The sequence below is a fragment of the Acidovorax sacchari genome (assembly GCF_042847045.1).
Lineage (GTDB): Bacteria > Pseudomonadota > Gammaproteobacteria > Burkholderiales > Burkholderiaceae_C > Paracidovorax > Paracidovorax sacchari.
Genome location: NZ_AP035783.1, coordinates 4,636,293 through 4,660,128, shown reverse-complemented (window position 1 = coordinate 4,660,128; position 23,836 = coordinate 4,636,293). Strand labels below are relative to the sequence as shown.

At 70.7% G+C, this 23,836-nt stretch carries 21 protein-coding genes; 14 read left to right on the top strand and 7 right to left on the bottom strand.

Features of this window, described 5'->3' with window-relative positions:
* The first annotated feature begins 28 nt into the window (after positions 1 to 28).
* Entirely contained in the window at positions 29 to 457 is a 429-nt protein-coding gene (locus ACGHC0_RS20580; protein ID WP_368352713.1) for a DUF2721 domain-containing protein, read from the top strand.
* 127 nt (positions 458 to 584) lie between these two features.
* Here the strand turns inward: ACGHC0_RS20580 and ACGHC0_RS20575 are convergent, their stop codons facing one another.
* Positions 585 to 1,460: an alpha/beta hydrolase gene (locus ACGHC0_RS20575; RefSeq protein ID WP_415266609.1), complete on the bottom strand. Its 876-nt coding sequence runs from the start codon at positions 1,458 to 1,460 to the stop codon at positions 585 to 587.
* Complete coding sequence (locus ACGHC0_RS20570) at positions 1,457 to 3,010, bottom strand: CYTH and CHAD domain-containing protein (protein ID WP_415266608.1); 1,554 nt, start codon at positions 3,008 to 3,010, stop codon at positions 1,457 to 1,459. Before ACGHC0_RS20570 ends, ACGHC0_RS20575 begins: the two co-directional genes overlap by 4 nt.
* Positions 3,011 to 3,232: 222 nt before the next feature.
* On the opposite strand from ACGHC0_RS20570, the gene ACGHC0_RS20565 reads away from it, so the two are divergent.
* The 3 genes from ACGHC0_RS20565 to ACGHC0_RS20555 all read left to right on the top strand — a co-directional run bounded on the left by ACGHC0_RS20565 (position 3,233) and on the right by ACGHC0_RS20555 (position 5,618).
* A complete protein-coding gene (locus ACGHC0_RS20565) occupies positions 3,233 to 3,655 on the top strand; it encodes a CopG family transcriptional regulator (RefSeq protein ID WP_368352710.1) in 423 nt (140 codons plus the stop codon).
* 21 nt (positions 3,656 to 3,676) lie between these two features.
* Positions 3,677 to 4,846: a PHB depolymerase family esterase gene (locus ACGHC0_RS20560; protein ID WP_415266607.1), complete on the top strand. Its 1,170-nt coding sequence runs from the start codon at positions 3,677 to 3,679 to the stop codon at positions 4,844 to 4,846.
* A 361-nt stretch (positions 4,847 to 5,207) separates the two neighbouring features.
* Positions 5,208 to 5,618 carry a GreA/GreB family elongation factor gene (locus tag ACGHC0_RS20555; protein ID WP_415266606.1) on the top strand — a complete coding sequence of 137 codons (411 nt, stop codon included), beginning with the start codon at positions 5,208 to 5,210 and terminating at the stop codon, positions 5,616 to 5,618.
* Positions 5,619 to 5,637: 19 nt separating this feature from the next.
* On the opposite strand, the gene ACGHC0_RS20550 is transcribed toward ACGHC0_RS20555, so the two are convergent.
* Complete coding sequence (locus ACGHC0_RS20550) at positions 5,638 to 6,681, bottom strand: YeiH family protein (RefSeq protein WP_415266605.1); 1,044 nt, start codon at positions 6,679 to 6,681, stop codon at positions 5,638 to 5,640.
* A gap of 55 nt (positions 6,682 to 6,736) precedes the next feature.
* Between ACGHC0_RS20550 and ACGHC0_RS20545 the strand changes: the two genes are divergently transcribed.
* Complete coding sequence (locus ACGHC0_RS20545; RefSeq protein WP_415266604.1) at positions 6,737 to 7,669, top strand: LysR family transcriptional regulator; 933 nt, start codon at positions 6,737 to 6,739, stop codon at positions 7,667 to 7,669.
* Positions 7,670 to 7,689: 20 nt separating this feature from the next.
* On the opposite strand, the gene ACGHC0_RS20540 is transcribed toward ACGHC0_RS20545, so the two are convergent.
* Positions 7,690 to 9,645 (bottom strand): bifunctional metallophosphatase/5'-nucleotidase, encoded by a 1,956-nt coding sequence (locus ACGHC0_RS20540; protein ID WP_415266603.1) that lies wholly within the window; start codon positions 9,643 to 9,645, stop codon positions 7,690 to 7,692.
* 139 nt (positions 9,646 to 9,784) lie between these two features.
* On the opposite strand from ACGHC0_RS20540, the gene ACGHC0_RS20535 reads away from it, so the two are divergent.
* From ACGHC0_RS20535 to ACGHC0_RS20525, 3 genes are all read left to right on the top strand, one after another.
* Positions 9,785 to 10,501, top strand: a complete 717-nt coding sequence (locus ACGHC0_RS20535) for an NUDIX hydrolase (protein ID WP_415266602.1) — start codon at positions 9,785 to 9,787, stop codon at positions 10,499 to 10,501.
* Between the two features lie 32 nt (positions 10,502 to 10,533).
* Positions 10,534 to 10,965, top strand: a complete 432-nt coding sequence (locus ACGHC0_RS20530) for a hypothetical protein (RefSeq protein ID WP_415266601.1) — start codon at positions 10,534 to 10,536, stop codon at positions 10,963 to 10,965.
* A gap of 131 nt (positions 10,966 to 11,096) precedes the next feature.
* Complete coding sequence (locus tag ACGHC0_RS20525) at positions 11,097 to 11,732, top strand: NAD(P)H-dependent oxidoreductase (RefSeq protein WP_368352702.1); 636 nt, start codon at positions 11,097 to 11,099, stop codon at positions 11,730 to 11,732.
* A 54-nt stretch (positions 11,733 to 11,786) separates the two neighbouring features.
* On the opposite strand, the gene ACGHC0_RS20520 is transcribed toward ACGHC0_RS20525, so the two are convergent.
* Entirely contained in the window at positions 11,787 to 12,476 is a 690-nt protein-coding gene (locus ACGHC0_RS20520) for a nucleotidyltransferase family protein (RefSeq protein WP_368352701.1), read from the bottom strand.
* A gap of 204 nt (positions 12,477 to 12,680) precedes the next feature.
* Between ACGHC0_RS20520 and ACGHC0_RS20515 the strand changes: the two genes are divergently transcribed.
* The 5 genes from ACGHC0_RS20515 to ACGHC0_RS20495 all read left to right on the top strand — a co-directional run bounded on the left by ACGHC0_RS20515 (position 12,681) and on the right by ACGHC0_RS20495 (position 19,491).
* The gene (locus ACGHC0_RS20515; protein ID WP_415266600.1) at positions 12,681 to 13,352 is read left to right on the top strand and encodes a (2Fe-2S)-binding protein; all 672 of its coding nucleotides are present in this window, start codon (positions 12,681 to 12,683) and stop codon (positions 13,350 to 13,352) included.
* A complete protein-coding gene (locus ACGHC0_RS20510; protein ID WP_415266599.1) occupies positions 13,349 to 14,431 on the top strand; it encodes an FAD binding domain-containing protein in 1,083 nt (360 codons plus the stop codon). The genes ACGHC0_RS20515 and ACGHC0_RS20510 overlap by 4 nt, the downstream gene beginning before the upstream one ends.
* Positions 14,428 to 16,815 (top strand): xanthine dehydrogenase family protein molybdopterin-binding subunit, encoded by a 2,388-nt coding sequence (locus ACGHC0_RS20505; protein WP_415266598.1) that lies wholly within the window; start codon positions 14,428 to 14,430, stop codon positions 16,813 to 16,815. Before ACGHC0_RS20510 ends, ACGHC0_RS20505 begins: the two co-directional genes overlap by 4 nt.
* A complete protein-coding gene (locus ACGHC0_RS20500; protein WP_415266597.1) occupies positions 16,812 to 17,894 on the top strand; it encodes an XdhC family protein in 1,083 nt (360 codons plus the stop codon). The genes ACGHC0_RS20505 and ACGHC0_RS20500 overlap by 4 nt, the downstream gene beginning before the upstream one ends.
* Positions 17,895 to 18,018: 124 nt before the next feature.
* Positions 18,019 to 19,491: an iron-containing redox enzyme family protein gene (locus tag ACGHC0_RS20495; protein ID WP_415266596.1), complete on the top strand. Its 1,473-nt coding sequence runs from the start codon at positions 18,019 to 18,021 to the stop codon at positions 19,489 to 19,491.
* A 35-nt stretch (positions 19,492 to 19,526) separates the two neighbouring features.
* On the opposite strand, the gene ACGHC0_RS20490 is transcribed toward ACGHC0_RS20495, so the two are convergent.
* Complete coding sequence (locus ACGHC0_RS20490) at positions 19,527 to 20,498, bottom strand: AraC family transcriptional regulator (protein ID WP_415268441.1); 972 nt, start codon at positions 20,496 to 20,498, stop codon at positions 19,527 to 19,529.
* A gap of 101 nt (positions 20,499 to 20,599) precedes the next feature.
* Between ACGHC0_RS20490 and ACGHC0_RS20485 the strand changes: the two genes are divergently transcribed.
* The gene (locus ACGHC0_RS20485; RefSeq protein ID WP_415266595.1) at positions 20,600 to 21,850 is read left to right on the top strand and encodes an MFS transporter; all 1,251 of its coding nucleotides are present in this window, start codon (positions 20,600 to 20,602) and stop codon (positions 21,848 to 21,850) included.
* 33 nt (positions 21,851 to 21,883) lie between these two features.
* Here ACGHC0_RS20485 and ACGHC0_RS20480 read toward each other — a convergent pair whose 3' ends face one another.
* Positions 21,884 to 23,785, bottom strand: a complete 1,902-nt coding sequence (locus ACGHC0_RS20480; RefSeq protein ID WP_415266594.1) for a RecQ family ATP-dependent DNA helicase — start codon at positions 23,783 to 23,785, stop codon at positions 21,884 to 21,886.
* Between the last annotated feature and the right edge of the window lie 51 nt (positions 23,786 to 23,836).

The following is a 23,836-nucleotide window of genomic DNA, read 5'->3' as shown; positions in this document are numbered from 1 at the left end:
CCGAGCCGGTGGACAATCACGTCCACCCATGCTGACCATCCACGCCGACACCTCGCACGTCATCCAGCTCGCAGTGGGGCCCGCCTTCATGCTGGCCGCCATCGGCAGCACGCTGACCGTGCTGACCAACCGCCTGGCCCGCATCAATGACCGCACCATCAAGCGCCGGGACGACCTGGAGCATGCCGGCGCCGAGGCGGGGCCGGTGCTGCAGCAGGAGCTGCAGGCGCTCAACCGCCGCGCGAAGGTGGTGAATGCCGCCATCACGGTGGCTGCCGTCTGCGCGATCCTGGTCTGCTTCCTGATCGTGTCGCTCTTCGTGGGCAACGAGCTGGGCATCGCCTTCGACCGGCCGGTGGCCGGCCTTTTCGTGCTGGCCATGCTGGGGCTGGTGGCCACCTATACGCTCATGCTGGTCGAGATCTACCTCGCGCAGCACAGCATCAACCCGACCTGACGATGCAGGTCCTTCTTTCCCAGGAGCCCGGATGTCCAGGCTGATGACTTTCCTCTCGGTGGCCGGCGTGCTGGCCGCGCTGTACTTCGCCTACCGGTACGGCGCCTTCTGACCGCCGGGCGGCGCGTCAGGCCGCGTGCGCGCGCAGCCAGGCCACGATATCGGCGGTCACCTCGTCGCGGTTGGTTTCGTTCAGGATTTCATGGCGGCCGGCCGGGTAGAGCTTCACGGTTACATCGGCGATGCCCGCGTCGCGGTAGCGCCGGCCCAGGATCTTCAGCCGCTCGCCGCCGCCGGCGAGCGGATCCGCGTCGCCGGACGCGATGAGGATGGGCAGGTCGCTGCGGATGCCGGCCAGCCGGGCCGGATCGGCGACGCGGGGGGCGGGCGCCATCAAGGCCGGGAACACGTCGGGGGGAAGGTCCCATCCGCACCAGGGGTTGGCGACGTAGGCGTCCACTTCGGCCGCGTCGCGCGACAGCCACTCGTAGCCCGTGCGGTGCGCGAAGCCCGCATTGAGCGCCGCCAGGCCTGCGGGAGCGCCTGGCGGGGGATTCGCCAGGTCGGCGGCGAACAGGTCCAGCGCGGTCGATCCGGACAGGACCACGCCGGACCACGTTGCCGAATGGTCGAGGAGGGTGGCCTGCGCGGCGAAGGAGCCCATCGAGTGGGCGAACAGGAACAGGGGCAGCTGCCCGTGCCGGGCCCGCAGCAGGGCGCCGAACTGGGCCACGTCGGCGATCAGGCCCTCGAAGCCGGCCTTGCCGAAGTCGCCCATGCGTCCGCCCGCGGTGCGCCCGTGGCCGCGGTGGTCCACCGCGTGGACCAGGAACCCGGCGGCGTTCAGTGCCTTGGCGAAGCGGTCGTAGCGCTCGCCGTGCTCGGCCAGCCCGTGGGCGATCTGCACCACGCCCGTGGGTGTGCCGGACACGTCGGCCCAGGTGTACGTCGCGACGGGGGTGCCGTCGGCATCGGAAGGGAAGGATGAGGTCGAAGTGCTCATCGTTCCATTCTCACACCGTCTCCGGCCTGGCGGAACCCGCCCTTGCGCACCTCCGGCCCCTCCTTCAGCCGCCCCAGCGCGCGCTCGCACTCCGCCAGCAGCAGCTCGCGCCGTGCCGCCAGCCAGCCGACGGCGAACCAGGCCTTCGGGTGCTTCGCCGCGAGCTGGCGGTACCGTGCCTCCGCTACCTGTTCGTCGTTGAGGCGGCCCAGGGCGTCCTGCGCGGGCTCCAGGTGGCGCAGGAAATCCTTGCCGCCGCCCTTGAGCGCGGGCGCGAGGAATTCGGCCATGTAGCGCAGGCGCTTGACGCGCTTGCGCACGCCGTGGCGGCGTTCGGCCGGCAGGCTGCCGAACGAGGCCGCATCTTCGGCGATGCCCCGGTGCAGCTTGCGCAGGGCCTTGCGCAACGCGCGCCGTGTGGCGTCCGCGTCCAGCCCGCGTTCCTCGCTGCTGCGCGCCTGTGGCGGGCGGCCCGGCGTGGCCGCGAATCCCATCAGCGCGACCAGGGTGGACTGGAACGCGGCATCGGCCACGATGTGCTGCGGGGATTCGGACGGCGCGCCGCCGGTGTCCACGGCAGGCGCTCCGGCCTGGCGGAGCGCCTCGCCGATCTGCTCCAGCACGAGCCCGCCATCCCGCAGGGTGCCCAGGCGGCGGAAGGCGGTGCGCAGTGGCGCCTGCCACGCGGGATCGAATCGGCCGGGCGCCACGCGGTCGAACTCGCGCAGGGCAGTGCGCAGGCGCCGCAGGCCCACGCGCAGCTGGTGGATGTGCCTGTCATCGGCGTGGCCGTGCGCGATCTCGCTCGCGTTGGCCAGGATCTGTTCCAGGCAGTGGGCGACCACGGTCCGCTGCAGGTCCTGTCCTGCGGGGAGATGCCCCTTCGGCGCGCGGACCGGGCCGGCCTTGGCCGCGGGGCCGGCGGCCTGCCCGGCCCGCAGGCGCTCGCCCCGCTCGGCCTTGGACAGGGTGCTCAGCACCAGTCCGTGCGTACGCGCCCATTGGGTGGCGGCCGCCACGAGGGCGGGCACGGAGCCCTGCTTCAGTTCCAGTTCCAGTTCGCAGAGGGGTTCGGACACCTCGTCTGCGCCGCCGCGGCGGGCCACCACGCGGCCGACATCCAGCGCCACTTCCATCGCGCCGCCGGGCAGGGGGATGTCGCGCGCCACGCGCTCGAATTCGGTGCCATAGGTCGCAACAGGCGCGGCCCTGGCGCCCGCCAGCACCTTGGCGAGCTGCCTGCCTGCGGTGGAGCCGGCATGCAGGACGGGGTCGGGGCGGGGAATGCCCGCCGGATCGGCGGGCCGCGGCACGGGCGCGTTGTGCTCCCCGCGCGCCAGAGGCCCGTCGCCCAGGGTCTTCACGGTCTGTACCCAGGCCCCGCCTTCGTTGCGCACGCGCCATGCGATGCCGTGGCGGGCGAGGTCGCCCTCGGGCGTGTCGAAGTAATGCGCTTCCATGCGGCACGCAGTGAAGGGACCTTGCTGCAGTGCGGCTTCCACGCCTTCCAGGCGGTGCGCGGGGATCAGGAACTTGAATTCGATTTCCATGGGGGTCTCCTGAAAACGTGCGGATGTTCGCCGGTGGCGGGAACGCTGGATTGTCGGACCTGCGCCCGGGCCTCGACGATCCTGTTTCGGTCAGGCCGTGCCCGTGCCCTGGGGCCTGTCAACCCTATGGAAGGGGCCGCGATCACCGCGGTGCTGTTCACCGTCCAGGATGGGTACCAAAACATCCATTGACCATCCATGTGGATGGTAATAGGATGGCGCATGACTTCGCTCCCAACTGCCCAGCGCCCGCCCAAGGTCGGGGATTCCGAAAAGATCACCATCAACCTCGGATACGTTGACCTCGGCCACATCGACCTGCTGGTGGCCGAGAGCTTCTACGGCAACCGCACGGACTTCATCCGCACGGCGATACGCAACCAGCTCGCGGTGCACGCCGACGCGCTGCGGCAGGTGGTGGCACGCAAGATGCTGGTCCTGGGCCTGCAGCGCTTCTCGGCAGCGGATCTGGAGGCCGCGCGCGCTGCGGGCCAGCGGCTGCAGATCCGCGTGCTCGGCCTTGCCACGATCGACCCCGACGTCACGCCGGAACTGGCGCTGGCCACCATCGATTCCCTCACCGTGCTCGGTGCGCTGCAGGCCAGCAGCGCCGTGAAGACCGCGCTGGCCGGACGCATCCATTGACCCCCCCCACGAAAGTACCCTGTGAACCCACTTTTCCAGCAACTGATGGCCGATGCCACGCGTTCCACGCGCGGCGGCCGGCTCGGCGAAGCCACCGAGGCCATCCAGCGCGCGTTGCGCGGGGCGGCCGCACACGCACAGGCGGCTGCCGCGTCGGCTGCGGTGTTCCGCGGTGCCGCGGGCCCGGCGGCGGACCCCAGGGTGCTCGATGGACTGGTCCGCGAGGTGCACGATCCGAACACGGCAGGTGAGGCCCGCGAGGCGCGCCGGCCCGGGAGCACTGCGCCCCTCCAGGGCAGCGGCGAACAATGGCAATCCGGTAGTTTCAGCCACCAGAACCGCACGCTGGCCTACCGCCTCTACCTCCCGCCGGAAGTGCCGGGCGATGGTGCGCCGCGGCCGATGGTGGTCATGCTGCACGGCTGCACCCAGCATGCGGAGGATTTCGCGGCAGGCACGCGCATGAACGCGCTCGCGCGGGAGCTCGGCGTGGTAGTCCTCTATCCGGAGCAGACGCAGCGCGCCAATGCCCAGAAATGCTGGAACTGGTTCAAACCGCAGCACCAGCAGCGCGGGCGCGGGGAGCCGGCGGTGATCGCCGCCCTCGCGCGCTCCATCGCCACCGCGCACCGGGTGGATCCGCAGCGGGTGTACGTCGCGGGCCTGTCCGCTGGCGGCGCGATGGCGGATGTGGTCGGGCATTGCTATCCGGACGTGTTCGCTGCCGTGGGCGTGCATTCCGGCCTGCCATACGGCTGCGCGGCGGATGTCGCCTCCGCGCTGTCGGCGATGCGCAGCGGCCCGGGGCCTGCGCCAGGGGCCACTGCAGGGGCGCGCAGCACGGCGCTCCCCACCATCGTGTTCCACGGCGATGCAGACAGCACTGTCCATGTCCGCAATGCGGAGTCGCTGGTGGCGGCGCTGCGCAGCGGTTCGGGGCAGGGCGCGGCTTCCGGTGCAGCATCCGCCCCGCGTGTGACCCGGGGCCAGTCCGGCCGCGGCGCGCGGCACACGCGCACGGTCTACACGGACGCCGCCGGCCGCGATTCGCTCGAATACTGGCAACTGCACGGCGCCGGCCACGCCTGGTCGGGCGGCAGCGCCAGCGGCAGCTACACGGACCCGTCGGGCGTGGATGCGAGCGCGGAGATGCTGCGCTTCTTCCTTGCCCACCCGCGCGCCGCACGCTGAACCGGCCGGTGCTGCATGCTGCGCCGGCGAACCCCTGGATACTGGCACGGCGCATGGGGGCTTGGCTGCCAGCGGACCGGATCGTGCCTACACTGGCGCCCATGAACTCCCTGGCTTGCGCCTTCGCCACCCTGGCCGCACTGCTGCACGCAGCGGCCGGCGCGCGAGCGGCCGCCAGGCGGATGCGCCGCCCGCTCCTGCCTGCACATTCCTGAGCCCGGCGGCCCGCTCCCTTCCCCTCTTCACCGTTCTTCTGCGCAACCCTCCGCCGCCGGGCTCCTGCCTTGCGCGAACGAACGCGGCTGCCCCTTTTGCGCTGGATGGCAGCGGGCCGCCGCACCCCACGATGGAGTGCCTTCCCATGCATGCAGCGGTTCAGGTTCACGGCGAGCGCGTGCTCACCGATCTCGATTTCGCGCGCCTGTCGCGCCTCGCGAGCCAGCAGCCCGCCCCCCCGTCCCTGGCGGACCTGCTGGAGAACGCGGACGTCACCAGTTCCCGGACCGTGGAAGCGGACGTGGTCACCATGTACTCGCGGGTGGAACTCGTGGACACCGCGGCCGGCGCCCGCCAGGTGCTGACGATCTGCTACCCGCGGGATGCCGATCTCGCGGCGGGTTTCGTCTCGGTGCTGTCGCCGGTGGGCAGCAGCCTGCTGGGTCTGCGCGTCGGGCAGACCGCGCGGTGGTGCACGCCGCGCGGCGAGGCCTGCGAGGCCACCGTGGCGGGCATACAGCACCAGCCCGAGGCCGAGGGCGACTACCTGCGCTAGCGGCGGCCAGAAGCGCGCCTCACGCCATCGACCACACGAAGACGGCCAGCGCGATGAACACCGTCTCGCCGAGCAGCAGCACGACGGGCCGCCAGCCGAGCTGCAGCAGGTCGGAGAAGTGCGTCTTGATGCCCGCGGCGCCGATCGCCGCGACCAGCAGCCAGCGCGAGGTCTCGTCGGCCACCGCCGTGGTGGCGGGGCCGATCACGCCCAGGGACGTGAGCGCCACGAAGAACAGGAACCACAGCAGGAACGGCGGAACGGCCGGGATGCGCGAGCCCACCGGCGCGCCCGGGCGGCCGCGGTAGATCAGGGCGATGGTGGCCACGATGGGCACCAGCATCGCCACGCGGAAGAGCTTCACGATGGTGGCGGTCTCGCCCGCCTGGGGGCCGAGGATCAGCCCGGCGGCCACCACCTGGGCGATGTCGTGGATGGTGCCGCCCAGGAAGATGCCAGCCGCCCGGGGCGAGGCGTGCACGGCGCTGAGCAGCAGCGGATACACCACCATGGCGACGGTGGACAGCAGCGTGACACCGACCACGGCGAGCAGGGTGAAGCGCTCGTTCTCTTTCGTGGGGGGCAGGGCGGCCGCCACCGCGAGCGCGGCCGAGGCGCCGCAGATGCCGACGGAGCAGCCGGAGATCACGCCTTCTTCGCGCGGGCGCTGCATGACGGTGGCCAGGAACACCCCGAGAAGAATGGTCGCCACCACCGAGCAGGCGATGCCGATGCCGGTGGCCGCCCCCAGGCTGGCCACCTGGCCCACCGTGATGCGGGCGCCGAGCAGTGCGACGCCGCAGCGCAGCCCCGTGCGGGCGCAGGCCGCCACCCCCGCCGCCACCCGCGGCACGCCGGCCAGGAAATTGCAGGCCAGCCCGATCAGCAGGGCGTAGAGCAGCTGCGGGCCGCCCTGGTGCTCCGCGATGAACGTGGCCGCGAGCGCGATGACCGCACACACCAGCAGGCCGGGCCACAGAGCGGCCGCCCGGGCCGTCGCGGGGCCGAGCCCGGACCAGCGCCAGCGGGGGAAGAAACCGGAGGGCGTGCCATATGTCTTCATGGCGTATGAGCATATGTTTTTCGCATAAAGCAAAAAACAGATAATTCAGATCACCATGAACCAAAAATCAGGTCAATGGCCGGACCGGCTGCGCATGACGCTGCGGCACCTGGAAGTGTTCCTGGCGACCGCGCACGACGGCTCCACGCGGGCTGCCGCGGAGCGCATCGCCCGCTCGCAATCGGCTGCCAGCAGCGCGCTGGTGGAACTGGAGTCGCTGCTGGGCGCGGCGTTGTTCGACCGCGTGGGGCGCCGCCTGGTGCTCAACGAGCACGGCCGCGCCTTCCTGCCCCGGGCCGCGTCCCTGGTGGAAGCGGCCGGTGAACTGGAGCACCTCTTCCAGGGCCGGCATGCCGCGCCCCTGCGGGTGGCCGCCAGCATGACCATCGGAGAACACATCCTGCCGCCCCTGCTGGCCCGCTGGAAGGTGTCGCACCCCCAGAGCGCGGTGCAACTGCAGATCGCGAACACCACCGGGGTGCTGGCCGCCGTGGCGGCCTTCGACGCCGACATCGGCTTCATCGAGGGGCCGCAGACGCATGCCGACCTGGTGGTGCGTGAGTGGATGGCTGACGAGATGGTGATCGTGGCGGCGCCGGGCCATTCCCTCGCGCAGAAGCCGTCGGCCACCCGGGCTGCCCTGCGCGGCGCCCGCTGGGCCCTGCGCGAGCGCGGCTCCGGTACCCGCGAGGCCGCCGACCGCTGGCTGCTGGCGCAGTTGGGGCAGGTGCGGATCGACTTCGAGCTGGGAACGCCCGAAGCGGTCAAGGCCCTGGTGGCCGCGGGGGACGCGCTGTCGCTGCTGCCCCGCCACAGCGTGGCCTCGGCCCTGGCCCGCGGCGACCTGGTGGAACTGCCGACCGCGCTGCCCCGCGCGACGCGCACGCTGGCGGTGGTGACGCACCGGGAGCGGACGCTGGGGGCGGGGGGCGAGGCGTTTTTGCGGTATTGCTTCGGTGGTGACGCTTCAAAAAACGGTGATCCGTAGCTTCCGTCCCGGTGCTCCTCTTACTTTGCGCCAAGCCCCTGGAACGTCTTCGTGCTGTACAGGTCCCGCGGCAACCGCTTGAGCGTCGGCAACCCGGTCGCCCCATCCTTCCCCTGCTTTTCGATGTAGCTGAAAAACACATCCGCATCCAGCACCCCGATATCCAGCCGCCGCGCGGCAGGCACGGCCGCCAGTGTCTTGTACCCATCCCCGCCCGTGGCATTGAAGCTCAGCACGAACAGCTTGTACGTCTTCGCGGCATTCAGCGGCTCCCACGCGCCCGAGGCGGCATTGCGCACCTCGATGCCGGAGACGCGCTGCCCCGCCGCGGCAGCGGCGTTCACGTCGAAGCGCAGGCCACCGGTGTAGGGGTAGGGGCCGGTGGAGCCGCCGGTGCCGAAGACGGCCTCCATGCCGTCTTCCAGCATGGCCTTCACTTCCGTGCCGGTCACGTCCAGGCGGAAAAGCATGTTGCCGAAGGGCAGCACCTGGATGACCTGGGCGGCCGAGACGGTGCCCTGCAGGGGGATGCGCACGCCGCCGCCGCTTTGCAGCGAGATGTCGGCGCCGCCGTAGCGGGCGTTGGCCACGTCGAGGTACGCCTGGGCGACCAGTTGCTGGATGTCGCCGCCGCGCGCGCTCACGCTGCCTTCGGCGTTGCAGGCGGCGCTGGAGCGGCTGTAGTCGGTGGAGCCCGCGCCGCCGGGCACGCGGCGCGAGCACAGTTCCTCGGGCGCCACGGCGACTTGGGTGCGGTTGAAGACGGACACGCGGTCCTTGAAGGGCTGCAGGGTGGCGGTGGCCGCCGCGGAGGGCTGCGTCACGCGCAGGAAGCCGGTGGCGGCCACGCTGGCCTGCAGGGCTTTCGCTTCCGCCTCCGTCGGGGCCTTGCCGCCGAGGGTGAAGTTGTCGCCGATCAGCACGTGCGGGGTGCCGGTGCACTGGGTGACGTTGCCGTCGGCGTCGAAGTTCACCTTCAGTTCGCCCACCACCTGGGCGTATTCCCAGGCCTGGACGATGCAGACGGTGCGGCCGTCCTTGTCGGTGGTGCGCGTCGGGTAAGCGCCGCCGGGCGTGCCCACGCCGGTGGCCTTGAGCGCGTCGGGGCCGAGCAGGGTGTGCGAATCGGCACCCACCACCACGTCCACGCCGGAAAGCTTCGTCACGATCTGGCGGTCGGCGTCGTAGCCGATGTGGCTCATGAGCACGATCTTGTTGATGCCCTGGCCGCGCAGGCGGTCGATCTCGCGCTGGGCGGCGGTGGCTTCGTCCTCGAAGGTGGTGTCCGGGTCAGGGCTGGAGGAGGCCTTGGTCTTGCCGGCGATGGTGAGGCCGACGATGCCGATCTTCTGGCCGCCGCGCTCGACGATGGTGGAGGCCTGGACGGCGTCAGGGGCCTTGGCGGCGTTGAGCGCGGAGCTGGCGCCGAAGCGCACGTTGGCGCTCAGGGCCGGCGTCTTGCAGCTGCCTTTGCGCAGCAGGTCCAGGAAGTTCTTGAGGCCGGTGTCGCCCTTGTCGAATTCGTGGTTGCCGAGGGTGAAGGCGTCGAAGCAGACGGTGTTCATCATCGCCGCGTCGGCCTCGCCGTCGGCACCGGCGCGGTTGAAGTACAGGGTGCCGGTCAGGGCGTCGCCCGCATGCAGCTTGAGCACGTTGGCCGAGCGCTTCGAGAGTTCGTCCATGGCGGCGGTGACGCGCGGGAAGCCGCCCGCATCCACGGCCACGGTGGCGGGCGCGGAGCCGCCCGTGGAGAGCTGCAGGGTCCTGGACCTGGATTCCAGCGTGGAGTGGTGGTCGTTGATGTGCAGGATGGTGAGTTCCATCGGCGCGCCCTGGAAGACGCCGCCACCACCCGATCCGCCGCCGCAGGCCGCCACCAGGGCTGCCGCGGCCAACGCCGCGCTCCGCGTCAGGACACGGTGCCCCAGGACGCGGCCCTGCGTGTTCTCCTTGTGTTTTCCCACATTGGCCATCATGGCGTTCTCCTTACTCTGCTTGTGACAAGAGCCCGCATGCTTGCGGCGCGGCGTGACAGAACGATGAATGGGGGAGGGCCGGGAAAGTGATTGGAGGCACACTCCGGGTCTGTTGCGATCCCTTCCTTTTTGTCCATCCATGGCCGCGCCTGATCCCGCTTCTTCTTCCGTTGTTCCGGACCCCGGCTTTCCCGCCATCCTCTGCACGGTGGACGTGGTGCTGCTGACGCTGAAGGGCGGGGTGCTGCACGCCGTGCTGCTGCGGCGGGCCGATGGGCCGCACGCGGGCGGCTGGGCGCTGCCGGGCGGTTTCATCCACGCGCAGGAGGATGCGACGGCATGGGACGCGGCGGCCCGCGTGCTGCGCGAGAAGACGGGCATCGCCAGCCCCTACCTGGAGCAGCTGGCGACCTATTCCGGAGCGCAGCGCGATCCGCGCGGCTGGTCCGTCTCCATCGTCTATTGCGCGCTGGTGCCGGCGGAGCTGTTGCCGGAGGACAGCGAGTGGTTGCAGGCGGCGCCCGTGGGCGCGCTGCCGGCGCTGGCCTTCGACCATGCGGACATGGTGGCGCTGGCGGTGTCGCGGGTGCGGTCCAAGAGCCAGTATTCGTCGCTGCCGGTGTATTTCTGCGGGGAGCGCATGACGCTGCCGCAACTGCAGGCGGTGTACGAGGCGGTGCTGGGCGAGCCGGTGAACAAGGTGAGCTTCCGCCGCAAGATCGACGAACTGGGCATGCTGGAGCCGGTGAACGGGTTGATGGAGTCCGGGGCCGCGCACCGGCCGGCGCAGGTGTACCGGCTGCGGGAGGCTTTCCGCCGGTCCCTGTCGGTGGTGCCGCGGGGGTTGAACAGCTAGACCCGTCCAGGCCTTTCTAGAATGCGGGCACGATGTCCGCCGGCATGTCCCCGTCCCCTTCTTCCGCGATGTCCTTCCCCGTGCCGGTGCGCACGGAGTGCCCGCCCGGCGCCTGCAATTGCGACCTGCAGGCGATGCTCGCGGCGCCGGATGCGGACCGCCGGGTGCTGCGGCTCACGCGCGACGAGGAGAAGCGCCTGGTGCAGCGCCTGGAGGCCATCGAGAGCCTGGCGGACCTGCGCCGCATCGAGGCGCGGCTGGAGGAGCAGTTGGGCATCCGGCTGAGCATTTCGCAGGGGGCGAGCGAGGTGCGCACGCTGCGCGGGATCGCCATCCTGGTGCACGAGCAGCGCGGGCTGTGCCGCAAGACGCGGCAGGCGATCGCCGCGGCCATCCGCCGCGGAATGGAGCGGCGGCCGGAGATCGCCTTCGCGTTGCTGGACGAGGGCGGGCTGTTCGGCTGATGCCGGGACCCGTGCCCGGTGGCGCGGCCTTGTACCACGGTGTGCAATTCCCCGTGCGAGCGCGGCCTCGCGGCCGCTCCTACACTCGGCCGTTCCTGACATTCCCAACCCAACTACCAGGACCCGACACCATGGAATTGCTCGACGTGCTGCAGTGGCGCTACGCCACGAAGAAGATGGACCCCTCCCGCGCCGTGCCGCAGGACAAGGTGGACCGCATCGTGGAGGCGGCCCGGCTGGCGCCCACCTCCAGCGGCCTGCAGCCCTTCGAGGTCATCGTGGTGACGAACCCCGACGTGCGCGCCCGCATCCGCGAGGTGGCGTGGAACCAGGCCCAGGTGACGGACGGGTCGCACCTGCTGGTGTTCGCGGCCTGGGACGACTACACGGCCGAGCGCATCAATGCGATGTTCGACTACACCAACGAAGTGCGCGGCTTCCGCAACGAAGGCTGGGAGAACTACCGCAACATGCTGCTGGGTTCGTACCCGCAGCGCGGCGCGGAGGTGAACTTCCAGCATGCCGCACGGCAGGCCTACATCGGCTTCGGCGCGGCACTGATCGCCGCTGCCGCCGAGCAGGTGGACAGCACGCCCATGGAAGGCTTCCAGCCCGAGGCGGTGGACGAGATCCTGGGCCTGCGCGCGCGCGGGCTGCGCAGCGTCACCCTCCTGCCGCTGGGCTACCGCCAGCCCGAGGGCGACTGGCTGGTCAACCTGGAGAAGGTGCGCCGCCCGCGCGGCCAGTTCGTTACGGAAGTGCGCTGACCGGGCTGCGCGCCGCCGGAACAGGCGGCGCGCCAGCGCGGCGGGTTGGCGACATCACGCGCTCGTGCCGTCGCAGGGGCGGCGCATATCCTCCGCACCGCCGGCCAGATCGGCCGGCGTATCCACGTCGCGCAGGATGCCCGGGTCATCCACCGCGACGGTACGTGCCGCATCCCACGCGATGCGGTGCGCGGCCGCCTGCGCGCCGCTGGCCTGTGCCAGGGGCGCGAAATACCGCCGTGGAATGCCGCGCGGATTGCCCGGGCGGCCCTGCCAGAGCGGCATCGCGGGTTCTCCGGGGGACTGCACCAGCGCATCGCGCAGCGCCGCCAGCGTGTCGTCGCGCACCCAGGGCATGTCCGCCAGGCCGACCACCACGGCCTGCAGGTGGGGCTGTGCCAGCGCCCAGTGCATGGCTGCCGCGAGCGAGGTGCCCTGGCCTTCGCTGCAGCGCTCGTTCGGCACGGCGTCGAGCCCGAGGCGTGCGCAGAGTTCCAGGCCGAAGTCGTCATGGGGGGGCATGACCACGGCGGTCCGCACGAAGACGCGGGCGAAAGACCCGGCCACGGCGGCGAGCAGTGGCGTGCCGCCCGGCAGCAGGGCGCGGCGCTTGTCGCTGCCGAAGCGCGACGATGCGCCGGCTGCCAGGATGACGCCGGCCACCACGGGTGCGGCCCCTGCATCCGGATGCCCGGCAGGAACGGTGGAGGGCGGACGCAGGCCGGATGGGGGCACGGAAGGCATGGCCGGAGCATACGGCGCGGCGCTGCCTTGCGCCACCAGGGCGGCCGGTGCGATCCGGAGAAGCGGTCCTGGCGAGGCGCCGCGCCGCAGGGCGTACCGGGCGGATGGACCGCTCCAGGCCGACCATGGGCGCGCGATCTTCCTACAGGTCCCGCCGCACCTGCCGACGACACTGGTCCGTCCACCGGCCGTGAAGGAAGCGAGATGTCATCCAGCCACCCCACGTCGGTCGCCCGCGCCAGCGGTCCGGCCGAATCCGCCGTGTCGATCCACGCCATACGCCTGCACGTGAACGGAACGCCACAGCACCTCGACATACCCTGCTGGGCCACGTTGCTCGACACGCTGCGCGACCTGCTCCAGCTCACCGGCACGAAGAAGGGCTGCGACCACGGACAGTGCGGCGCCTGCACGGTGCTGTTGGATGGGCAGCGCATCAACAGTTGCCTGACGCTCGCCGTGATGCACGACGGCGCGCACATCACCACCGTGGAGGGCCTCGCCGGCCTGCAGGACGGAGCGGGTGCAGGGGGCGAGGCCGGTGCGGCGTCCGGTGATGCCCGGCACGACTCGGGTGCGCTGCATCCTCTGCAGCAGGCCTTCATCGACCACGATGCATTCCAGTGCGGCTACTGCACGCCGGGGCAGCTCTGCTCCGCTGCGGGCCTGCTCAGCGAAGGTGGCGTGCGCACGGCCGACGACATCCGCGAGCGCATGAGCGGCAACCTGTGCCGCTGCGGCGCGTACCCGCAGATCGTGCAGGCCGTCGCCGAGGTGGCAGGTGTGCCGCTGCGCGGTCCCGAGCGGCCCTCCGCGCACGCAGTGCAGGCCACACCGCAGGCCCGGCCGGCGCCAGCCGGGGAGGAGGCAGCATGAGGGGCTTCGACTACGTGCCGGCGGCCGACACCGAGATGGCGCTCGCCACCATGCCGCAGGGCATGCACCATGCGAGCGAGCGGGCGCTGCCCGCGAAGTTCATCGCCGGCGGCACCAACCTCATCGACCTGATGAAGGAGAGCGTGATGCGGCCGCGCCGCCTCGTGGATGTGGGGCGCCTGCCGTTCGCGGACATCGAGGAGGCCGAGGGCGGCGGCGTGCGCCTGGGTGCGCTGGCCCGCAATGCCGCCACCGCCAGGCATCCGCTGGTACGCGAGCGCTATCCGCTGCTGGCGGCAGCCATCCTTGCCGGGGCCTCGCCACAGATCCGCAACATGGCCACCAACGGTGGCAACCTGTTGCAGCGCACGCGCTGCCACTATTTCTACGACGTGGCCGTGCCGTGCAACAAGCGCGAGCCCGGCACGGGCTGCCCGGCGCGCGACGGGCTCGCGCGGCAGCTGGCCATCCTCGGAACCAGCGACCATTGCATCGCCACGCATCCGTCCGACATGTGCGTGGCCCTGGCGGCACTGGAGGCCGTGGTGCATGTGCGCTCCCCGCGTGGCGAGCGCACCATTGCCTTCGCCGACTTCCACCGGCTGCCCGGCAATGAGCCGGATCGCGACACGGTGCTGGCGGGCGATGAGCTCATCACCCACATCGCCCTGCCGGCGCAGGGCTTCGCGCGGCATGGCGCCTACCTGAAGGTGCGTGACCGCGCTTCGTACGCATTCGCGCTGGTGTCGGTCGCGGCGGGGCTGGACCTGGGCGAGGATGGCCGTATCCGTACGGCGCGCATTGCCGTGGGCGGCGTGGCCCACAAGCCCTGGCGCGTGCCGGAGGCCGAAGAGGCCCTGGCGGGCCGCGAGGCCACAGCCGAGGCGTTCGCTCAGGCGGCCGATCGGCTGCTGCAGGGAGCACGCGGCCACGGCGCGCCCGGCGGGCCGGGCGACAACCGCTTCAAGATCGAACTGGCCCGCCGGGCCATCGTGCGCGCGCTGGAGATGGCGAAGGGCGGCGAACTCACCAATACCGGCGAACTGGGTGCCGGCCACGTACAGGACGCGCAACCATGAACGCACCGATGCCGAACGAAGCGGCGGACCGCGCGCAGGCGGGGCAGCAGCCCCGCGCCGACGCCGGCACCGGGCCGGTGAAACTGGGCATGCCCGTCTCGCGCGTGGACGGGCGCCTGAAGGTGACGGGCCGGGCGCGCTATGCGGCCGAGCACCACGACGAGGGCATGGCCTTCGGCGTGGTGGTCAACAGCAGCATCGCCAAAGGCCGCATCCTGCGCATGCGCCTCGAGCGTGCCCGCGCGGTGCCGGGCGTGCTGGACATCATCACGCACGAGAACCGCCCGAAGGTCCGCTCCATGGACCTGTTCTACAAGGACATGACGGCCCCCGGTGGCTCGCCCTTCAAGCCGTTGCTGGACGACGTGGTGCGCTACAGCGGCCAGCCCGTCGCGCTGGTGGTGGCCTGCACGTTCGAGGCGGCGCGCTGCGCGGCGTCGCTGGTGGAGATCGACTACGAGGTGGAGCACCACGAGACGCACCTGCTGCGCCACCTGGGCCGTGCGCGGGACCCCAGCCGCATGAAGGCCGGCTATTCGCCGCCGCCGAAGCCGCGCGGCGATGCCGACGGCGCCTTCGAGCGCGCGCCCGTGAAGATCGAGGCCGAGTACTACAGTGGCGTGGAGCACCACAACCCGATGGAGATGCACGCCTCCACCGTGCTGCGCGCGGAAGACGGCCACCTCACCATCTACGACAAGACCCAGAGCCCGCAGAACAGCCGCTGGCTGGTCTCGCGCGTGTTCGGCCTGGGCGGGGACGAGGTCACGGTGCGCAACCCGTTCGTGGGCGGCGCGTTCGGTTCGGGGCTGCGCCCGCAATACCAACTCGTGCTCGCTGTGATGGCGGCGCTGCACCTGCAGTGCTCGGTGCGCGTGGTGCTCACGCGCCAGCAGATGTTCACCTTCGGCCACCGGCCCGAGACCTGGCAGCGCCTGAAGCTCGCGGCCGACCGGGACGGGACGCTGCGCGCCATCGTGCACGAGGCGGTGGCTGAGACGTCGCGCATGGAAGACTATGTGGAGGTGGTGGTGAACTGGTCCGGCCAGCTCTACCGCTGCGACAACGTGCGGCTGGGCTATCGCCTCGTGCCGCTGGACCAGTACACGCCCATCGACATGCGCGCACCCGGAGCGGCGCACGGCGTGCATGCGCTCGAGGTCGCCATGGACGAACTGGCCTACGCATTGCGCATGGACCCGCTCGCGCTGCGGCTGAAGAACTACGCCGACCGCGACGCCTCCAAGGACCTGCCGTTCTCCACCAAGGAATTGCGCGCCTGCTACGGCCTGGGCGCGGCCCGCTTCGGCTGGGACGGCCGGCCGGTCGAGCCGCGCTCGATGCGCGAAGGCCGCGAACTCGTGGGCTGGGGCATGGCCACCGGCACCTGGGATGCGATGCAGATGTTCGCCAGGGTGCGCGCGGTGCTGCATGCCGACGGCCGCCTGGAAGTGAGCAGTGCGGCGTCCGACATCGGCACCGGCACGTATACGGTGATGTCGATGATCGCTGCCGAGGCGATGGGCCTGCCGCTGGAGAACGTGACCTTCCGCCTGGGCGACTCCACGCTGCCGGTGGCGCCGATCGAAGGGGGCTCGTCCCACGTGGCCACCGTCGGCTCGGCGGTGGAGGGCGCCTGCGAGAAGCTGCGCCGCCTGCTGTGGGCGCTGGCGCAGCGCACGCGCGGCTCGGGCTTCGAGCGCACGCTGCTGCGCGACGTGGAGTTCGTGGACGGCCGCCTGCGCCGCCGCGGTGCGCCCGTGCATGATCGCGGCATGGCCTTCACCGACATCCTCGCCGCCCAGGGCCGCTCGCAGGTGGAGGCCCGCTACCTGCTGCTGCCCAACGTGCTCAAGCAGAAGAACTACGTGCGCGCCACGCACTCGGCCGTGTTCTGCGAGGTGAAGGTGGACGAGGAACTCGGCACCGTGCGCGTGACCCGCGTGGTGAGCGCGATCGCGGCAGGCCGCATCCTGAGCGCCAAGACGGCGCACAGCCAGATCACAGGCGGGGTGGTATGGGGCATCAGCCAGGCGCTGCACGAAGAGACGCAGACCGACCATGCGCTGGGCCGGTTCATGAACCACAACTACGCCGAATACCACATCGCATCCAACGCCGACACGCCGCCCATCGACGTGATCTTCGTGCAGGAGGACGACCGCATCGTGAGCCGCCTGGGCGCCAAGGGGGTGGGCGAGATCGGCATCGTCGGCGTGGCCGCGGCGGTGTGCAACGCGATCTTCCATGCCACCGGCCGGCGTGTTCGCTCCACGCCGATGACGCCCGACAAGGTGATGCGGCCTGCGGCCGGCGCAACGCCCCAACCCATGGAACATGTGCCCGCAGGGGTGGTGGCACAGGCGATGGACGCACCGCAGTGACGCACGAATCCGCACCCGAATTGCGCGTGGCCCGCACGCTGCACGACTGGCGCGCCGCCGGCCGCCACGCCGTGCTCGCTACCGTGTTGCGCACCTGGGGCTCGTCGCCGCGGCCCGTGGGCTCGTGGATGGCGCTGCGGGACGACGGCCTGATCGAAGGCTCGGTGTCCGGCGGCTGCATCGAGGACGACCTGCTGCAGCGCTGCCTGCCGGGCGCTGCGCAGTGGGCCGGGCGACCGCCCGAGCGCGTGCGCTACGGGCTCAGCGCCGACGAGGCGCACCGCTTCGGCCTGCCGTGCGGCGGCACGCTGGAGCTGCTGCTCGAGTACGACCCCGACACGCTGTGGCTGCAGCGCCTCGTCCAGTGGCTGCAGGAGCGCCGCGTGGTATGGCGGCACCTGCGCTGCGCGGACGGTGCGGTAACGCTCTCGACCGAGAACCTCGCCGCGCCCGTGCAGGGCGCGCCCTCGCTGCTCGACCATGGCGACACGCTGGCGCAGCGCCTGGGGCCCTCGCACCGCATGCTGCTCATCGGCGCGGGGGCACTCGCGCAGTGCCTCGCGGCGATGGCGATTCCCTGCGGCTTCGCGGTGGGCGTCTGCGACCCGCGCGAGGAGCACCGGATGGGCTGGAACCTGCCCGGCGTGGAACTCGTCGACGGGATGCCCGACGATGCCGTGCTGGCGATGGGCATGGACGCGCGCACCTGCGTCATCGCGCTCACCCACGATCCGAAGCTGGACGATCTCGCGCTGCTGGAAGCCCTGCAGGGCGACGCGTTCTACGTGGGCGCGATCGGGTCGGCTGCCACCACGGCGGCGCGGCGGCAGCGGCTGCGCGAGCATTTCGGCATCGGCGAGGGCGCGCTCGCGCGCCTGCGCGGGCCCATCGGCCTGGCGATCGGCAGCCGCACGCCGCCGGAGATCGCCGTGAGCGTGCTGGCCGAGGTGCTCGCGGCGAAGAACGGCGCCATGCTGCCTGCCGCGTCGCGCATGACCGAAGCCGCACTCATCCATGGCGATGCCGCCGTGGGCGCGGCCTGCGGCCGGACACTCCACGGTGGCGCAGAGGCCGCCTGACGCGGGCGCGGCGCGTGCGCCGATGGGACCGTAGGAGGGGGCCGACCGGGAGGGGGGCCGCGCACCGATGGAGTGCAGCCCCATGGTGGGGAACCATGGGGCATACGCCATCCGGTACCCCATCATGAGAACCTCCACGCTGATCGCCCCCACGCCCGACGCCGCGGACCACCGTCCTGCCCCCCGACGCACACCGACTCACGCACCCGTGCGCGCTCCGGAAGGGCCCTTCCAGTCACTGCACACCGCGCTGCACCAGACAGCCCCCACGCCCGAGTCACGGCGACAGGGCGCCGCACTGCTGCGCGATACGCTGGCGCGTGCCGACCTGCCGCCGGCCTCGCTGCCCGAACGCCCCGAAGATCTGCACGACTGGATGGCCGCGAGCCATGCCGCCGTGTCTGCGCAATATGGCGAATACCTTGCTGCGCGGCGCGCGGGCGAAGGCCGTCGGTATTTCCGCAACCGTGCGCATGCGCTGCACTTCCTGCGGGCCGTGGCACCGACCAAGCTGGTGGACGGCAGCTGGCTCTACGGTGTGCTGCGCCACGCGCGCAATCCGCGCATGGCCGAACTGGTGCGCACCTACCTGGAGGAACTCGGCGACGGCGCACCTGACAAGAACCACGTGCTGCTCTACCGCCAGCTGCTGTCGCGCTATGGCCTGTCGCAAGGGCCCGCGCTGCCCGACGCGCTCTACGAACAGGGCGCGGTACAGCTCGCGCTGGCGTGGAACGCCGAAGAGTTCCTGCCCGAAGTCATTGGCTTCAACCTGGGCTATGAACAGCTTCCTCTGCACCTGCTGGCCACGTCGTACGAACTCAACGAGCTCGGCATCGATCCGTACTATTTCACGCTGCACGTGACGGTGGACAACGCCGACACCGGGCATGCGCGGCAGGCCTGCGACGCCGTCCTGGCCCTGCTGCCGCGCCATGGCGATCCCCAGGCCTTCTGGCAACGCGTGCGCGATGGCGCGCGCCTGGGCGATGTGGGCCTGGGCACCACGCGCGTGATCGCGGACTTCGACATCCGCGCCGAAGTGGTGCGCATCTTCCAGGCCAAGTGCGGCGCCGGCCAGGGCATGCATTCGGACTACTGCAAGGTGGCCGGCCGCAGCGTGAACGACTGGCTGTCGGCCCCGGAGGGCATGGGCGCTTTCCTGGAAGCGCTGGTGCAGGCGAACTGGATCCAACCCGGCCGCCCCGTGGCGGAAAGCCGCTTCTGGGGACTGCTGCAGGGGCCGCGCTCGGAGATGTTCGGCGTGTTCTCGCCCTACGAGTTGCAGGTGATCCACGACTGGATCCGTGGCGATGAGGCGAGCGCCGATGGCCAGGCGTACTTCGAGCCTGCCTCCGCCAACGAAACGCGCCGCCGCCCCACCTTCCGTGCGCTGCAGCGTGCGCGCAAGAGCGATGCGGGCGCGGCAGGATCGGCAGACGTGCTCGATCCGGATCTGGTGGCTTTCAAGGAACGGCTGAACACGCTGGACGCCGATGCCCAGTTCGATGCGCTGGTGACGGCCATGTCGCCCTCGGAGCACTGGACGCCGGTGGGACTGTACGCCACGCGCCGTTTCGTGGCATCGCATCCCTGAAGCGCTGCCCCCGGCCACCCCCTGGCGACCGTGTCTCAAGCATCGAAATGCCGCCGATCGTGCCGAACCGCACCGGGAGGCCGGCCGGTAACACGTTTGAAAGCACGGCTGAAAGCGGCCTGCGAAGTGTAGCCAAGCCGTTCGGCTGCCGCCTCGATGGATATGCTGCCCTGGGTCAGCCACTGGATCGCCAGACGCATCCTCAGCTCCGTCGCGTAGCGCAGGGGCGGCGTCCCGATGGTCGCCTCGAAACGCTGCGCAAAGACGGATCGCGAGACATGGCATTCGGCGGCCAGTTCCGCCACCGTCCAGTCGCGGCCGGGCTGGCGGTGCAAAGCAAGGATGGCACGAGCCAGCCGGGGGTCTCGCAGAGCGGCCACGAGGCCGGAGGTGTTGTCGCAGCCGCATTCAACCCAGCCGCGCACGATCATGGCCGCCACCACTTCGGCCAGGCGCGCCAGGATGCCGGCAAAGCCCACCCGCCCCGAGCAGATTTCGGCTTTCATCGAGGCCAGTATCGGCAGCAGCCCCGGATAGCGTTCGCCGGCAGCATCGACCAGCATGAGGCCGGGCATCAGCCTGCCCAAACCCTGCATGCCGCCCAGGTCGAATTCCATGCAGCCGTAGAACAGGATGGCGCTGGGAACGGGGCTGGTGCTGGGGCAGGCATCGACGGCGCTGACGGTATCGCCCAGCGGCTCCGCCTGGAACCGGGCGAGGTCTTGCGCGGGGGCGTGCGGGCTGGAGAGCAGTTGATGCTCCGCGCCCTGGGGGATGAACGCGGCATTGCCGGCTGATAGTTCATGCAGCGTGCCATCCGCCATGCGCAGCATGGCAGAGCCGACCGCCAGATAGTGGAAGTAGCCATGGCCGGGCCGGGCCTCGAAGCGCAAACCGAAGGATGGCCCGACCTGGATGCGCCGGTATTCGACGCCGCGCAGCCGCATGCCCGTCAGCAGTTCGCTGATGAGATGGGACGAGAGCGCAAACTGCTCCAGTGCATTCATTGCAGGAGTTTTGGTCAAAAAAACGAGATAAATCATCATAGATCATCCTGAATTTGAATCCTAGACTGCGGCTTCAATAGCTTTTCAGGTGGTCTTTTGCGATGAATGATTGCGTTTGTGGTGCTACGCCCGGAGCCAAATCGGGCACGGCGGGCGACGCGGTGCCGGTCCGGGCGGCCTGGATGGCGGTGTTCTCGCTGGCGATGGGCGTTTTCGGCCTGTTGACGGCCGAATACCTGCCAGCGAGTCTGCTGACGCCCATGGCCGCGGAATTGGGTGTGTCGGAAGCATTGGCCGGCCAGGCTGTCACCGTGACCGCCGTGGTAGCGCTGTTTGCCGGGCTGCTGGTTCCTGGTCTGACGCGTGCGCTGGACCGGCGGGTGGTGCTGCTGGGCTTCTCCACGCTGATGATCGCTTCGAATCTGCTGGTCGCACTGTCGTCCGGCATGGCGGTGCTGCTGGTGATGCGCATCTTGCTGGGCATCGCGCTGGGCGGCTTCTGGAGCATGGCGGCTGCTGTGGCGATGCGCCTGGTACCGCCCGCGCTGCTGCCTCGCGCCTTGTCGATCATCTTCAGCGGCATTGCGGTCGGCACGGTGGTTGCGGTGCCGCTGGGCAGCTACCTGGGCGGGCTGTATGGCTGGCGCAGCGCCTTCGTGGCGGCCGCTGGCGTGGGCGTGATCACGCTGGTTTTCCAGTGGTTCACGCTGCCGCGCATGGCGCCGCGCAGCGTGGTGCGATTGAGAACGGTGCTCGACGTGCTGCTACGCCCAGGCATCGCCATCGGCATGCTGGGCTGCATCCTGGCGCATGCCGGTCATTTCGCGCTGTTCACATATATCCGCCCCTTCCTGGAAAGCACCACCGGGGTCGGGACGGAGGGACTGGCGCTGATGTTGCTGGGGTTCGGCGCGGCGAACTTCGTCGGCACGCTCTTGGCGGGCTGGCTGATGCAGCGCAGCCTGCGCATGACCCTGGCAGTGATGCCTGCACTGGTTGGCATCGCGGCGTTGGCGTTGGTGCTGGCGCCATCTTCTTTGGCAGGACAGGCGCTGCTCGTGGCGTTCTGGGGGATGGCCTTCGGTGGTGTGCCGGTGGCATGGTCAAACTGGGTAGCGCGTTCCGTGCCCGACCAAGCCGAGAGCGCAGGGGGCATGGTGGTTGCCTCCGTGCAATCCGCCATCGCAGCCGGGGCCGCCGCGGGCGGCGCGATGTTCAGCTTCAGCGGTATCACTGGCGTATTCATCGCTGGTGGCGTGTCGATGCTGCTCGCAACCTGGCTGATTGCGGTACGAGTACGAGTCCCACCTGTGCAGGTGGCGGATGGAGTTCGCCACGCTTCCCATATCTGAAGCAGGCTCGCAGTGGTCACAGGCAGTGAGGCCTCAGGCACTGCGCAACGCCAGTGCGGGTCCTGCAGCCAGCGGCACCTCGGCATCATTGGCCGCCGCCCGGCGACGCCGCGCCTTGCGCACGTATTCCGGGTGGAAGCAGCGCTCGGTTCCGTCCGCGAAGGACACGGTGATAGATTCTGACGCGATCGCGCGCACGGTGCCTTCGCCATAGCGCTTCACGCGCACGGGCATACCGAGTTCGAAGACCGGGCGGGCGGCGGCGGCAGAGGCGGCGGGCGCCGTCGCCGCGAGCACTTCAGCGGGTGACGGAGCGGCGATGGCTGCCACTTCCGACGGCTTGCGGCGGGCCGCCACACCGGCGGGCGGACGGGCGGACGGGCCGGCCGTGGGAGCCGCTGCGGCCGATGCAGCGGCGTTCGCGATCGCCTGCTGCGCATCCAGCGCGGCGATGCGCCGGCAGTTGTCGCAGGTGCCGCAGCGGTGCGTGTCGCGCGCATGGCCGAAGTAGTCCAGCAGCACCTCCCAGCGGCAGCCGCCGGTCTGCGCGTAGAACACCATGCGTTCGAGCCCGTCCTGGTCCTGCGTGCGCTTTTGCGCGTAGTCTTCGAGCAGGGCGATGAGCGCATCGCTGTCGATGTCGGCACGGCGCAGCGCGAGGCGGCCGTCGGCCTTCTGCGTCACGATGCGGCGGCGGCGCAGCAGGCCGAGCGCGACCTGGAGCTTGGACCGCGGGCGGTCGAGGGCCTGTTGCAGCAGGTCGAGCGTCCAGCCCTCGTGCGCGCCGGGCGGCGGGGACTGCAGCGCGCCGTACAGCGCGTCGAGGTCGTCCGGCGTGGGGTAGCGGCCGGCCAGGAAGAACTGCTGTACCGCCTTGTCCTTGCGCAGGAACAGGAGGATGCAGTGTGCCGGCTGGCCGTCGCGCCCGGCCCGGCCAGATTCCTGGTAATACGCGTCCAGTCCGCCGGGCATCTGGTAATGGATCACGAAGCGCACGTCCTGCTTGTCGATGCCCAGGCCGAAAGCGTTGGTGGCGACCATCACGCGCAGGTCGCCTGCCATGAAGCGGTCCTGCGCCTCGCCGCGCTCGGCGGCGGGCATGCGGCCGTGGTAGAGGCCCGCGGATTCGCCCGCACCGGCCAGCAGCGCATGCACTTCCTCCGCGGCCTTCACGGTGGCGGTATAGACGATGCCGGAGCCCTCGGTGCCCTTCACGGTGCGCAGCAGGCAGTCGCGCTTTTCCTTTTCGTCGGCGAGCTGTTCGGCGCGGTAGTGCAGGTTGGGGCGATAGGTGCCGGTATCGACCACGCCCGCGGCCGGAATGCCCAGCTGCCGGCGGATGTCCTGTGCCACCGGGCCTGCGGCGGTCGCGGTGAGCGCGAGCACCGTCGGGCGGCCCAGGCGCGGCACGGCCTGGGCGATGTCGAGGAATGCGGGACGGAAGTCGTGGCCCCATTGCGAGATGCAGTGCGCCTCGTCCACGGCCAGCAGGTCCACGGGGCCACCGGCTTCGAGCAGCGCCTGGAAGCCGCTGTCCGCCAGGCGTTCGGGCGTGGTGAGCACGATGCGCGCGCTGCCGTCGGCCACGGCCGCCTCGGCCGCGCGCGTTTCCTCGGCGTCCAGCGCGCTGTGCAACTGCACGGCCGGCACGCCGCGCTCGCGCAGGGCGTCGCACTGGTCGCGCATGAGCGCGATCAGCGGCGACACCACCACCGTGCGGCCCGCGAGCAGCAGTGCGGGCAACTGGTAGCACAGCGACTTGCCGGCGCCCGTGGGCATGATGGCCAGCGTGTTCTCGCCGCGCAGCACGCGGTCGATCACATCGCGCTGGCCCGGGCGCAGGGCGCGCAGGCCGAAGGATTGCTTCAGGGCCGCCTGGATGCGGGCCTGGCTGGGAGGCCGCCTGGCGGCAGCCTGGGAGGTGGATGAGGGCATGATGGCGGCGATCCGGTCGTTGCAGGGCCGTGCACCGGACGCCACGATGGC

Bases quoted from the DNA above. Each gene is read 5' to 3' on its own strand.
- ACGHC0_RS20505 (WP_415266598.1), top strand. From the start codon at position 14,428: ATGAACGCACCGATGCCGAACGAAGCGGCGGACCGCGCGCAGGCGGGG.
- ACGHC0_RS20565 (WP_368352710.1), top strand. From the start codon at position 3,233: ATGACTTCGCTCCCAACTGCCCAGCGCCCGCCCAAGGTCGGGGATTCC.
- ACGHC0_RS20550 (WP_415266605.1), bottom strand. From the start codon at position 6,681: ATGAAGACATATGGCACGCCCTCCGGTTTCTTCCCCCGCTGGCGCTGG.
- ACGHC0_RS20525 (WP_368352702.1), top strand. From the start codon at position 11,097: ATGGAATTGCTCGACGTGCTGCAGTGGCGCTACGCCACGAAGAAGATG.
- ACGHC0_RS20485 (WP_415266595.1), top strand. From the start codon at position 20,600: ATGAATGATTGCGTTTGTGGTGCTACGCCCGGAGCCAAATCGGGCACG.
- ACGHC0_RS20545 (WP_415266604.1), top strand. From the start codon at position 6,737: ATGAACCAAAAATCAGGTCAATGGCCGGACCGGCTGCGCATGACGCTG.
- ACGHC0_RS20580 (WP_368352713.1), top strand. From the start codon at position 29: ATGCTGACCATCCACGCCGACACCTCGCACGTCATCCAGCTCGCAGTG.
- ACGHC0_RS20535 (WP_415266602.1), top strand. From the start codon at position 9,785: ATGGCCGCGCCTGATCCCGCTTCTTCTTCCGTTGTTCCGGACCCCGGC.
- ACGHC0_RS20510 (WP_415266599.1), top strand. From the start codon at position 13,349: ATGAGGGGCTTCGACTACGTGCCGGCGGCCGACACCGAGATGGCGCTC.
- ACGHC0_RS20540 (WP_415266603.1), bottom strand. From the start codon at position 9,645: ATGATGGCCAATGTGGGAAAACACAAGGAGAACACGCAGGGCCGCGTC.
- ACGHC0_RS20490 (WP_415268441.1), bottom strand. From the start codon at position 20,498: ATGAATGCACTGGAGCAGTTTGCGCTCTCGTCCCATCTCATCAGCGAA.
- ACGHC0_RS20520 (WP_368352701.1), bottom strand. From the start codon at position 12,476: ATGCCTTCCGTGCCCCCATCCGGCCTGCGTCCGCCCTCCACCGTTCCT.
- ACGHC0_RS20480 (WP_415266594.1), bottom strand. From the start codon at position 23,785: ATGCCCTCATCCACCTCCCAGGCTGCCGCCAGGCGGCCTCCCAGCCAG.
- ACGHC0_RS20575 (WP_415266609.1), bottom strand. From the start codon at position 1,460: ATGAGCACTTCGACCTCATCCTTCCCTTCCGATGCCGACGGCACCCCC.
- ACGHC0_RS20530 (WP_415266601.1), top strand. From the start codon at position 10,534: ATGTCCGCCGGCATGTCCCCGTCCCCTTCTTCCGCGATGTCCTTCCCC.
- ACGHC0_RS20555 (WP_415266606.1), top strand. From the start codon at position 5,208: ATGCATGCAGCGGTTCAGGTTCACGGCGAGCGCGTGCTCACCGATCTC.
- ACGHC0_RS20570 (WP_415266608.1), bottom strand. From the start codon at position 3,010: ATGGAAATCGAATTCAAGTTCCTGATCCCCGCGCACCGCCTGGAAGGC.
- ACGHC0_RS20515 (WP_415266600.1), top strand. From the start codon at position 12,681: ATGTCATCCAGCCACCCCACGTCGGTCGCCCGCGCCAGCGGTCCGGCC.
- ACGHC0_RS20495 (WP_415266596.1), top strand. From the start codon at position 18,019: ATGAGAACCTCCACGCTGATCGCCCCCACGCCCGACGCCGCGGACCAC.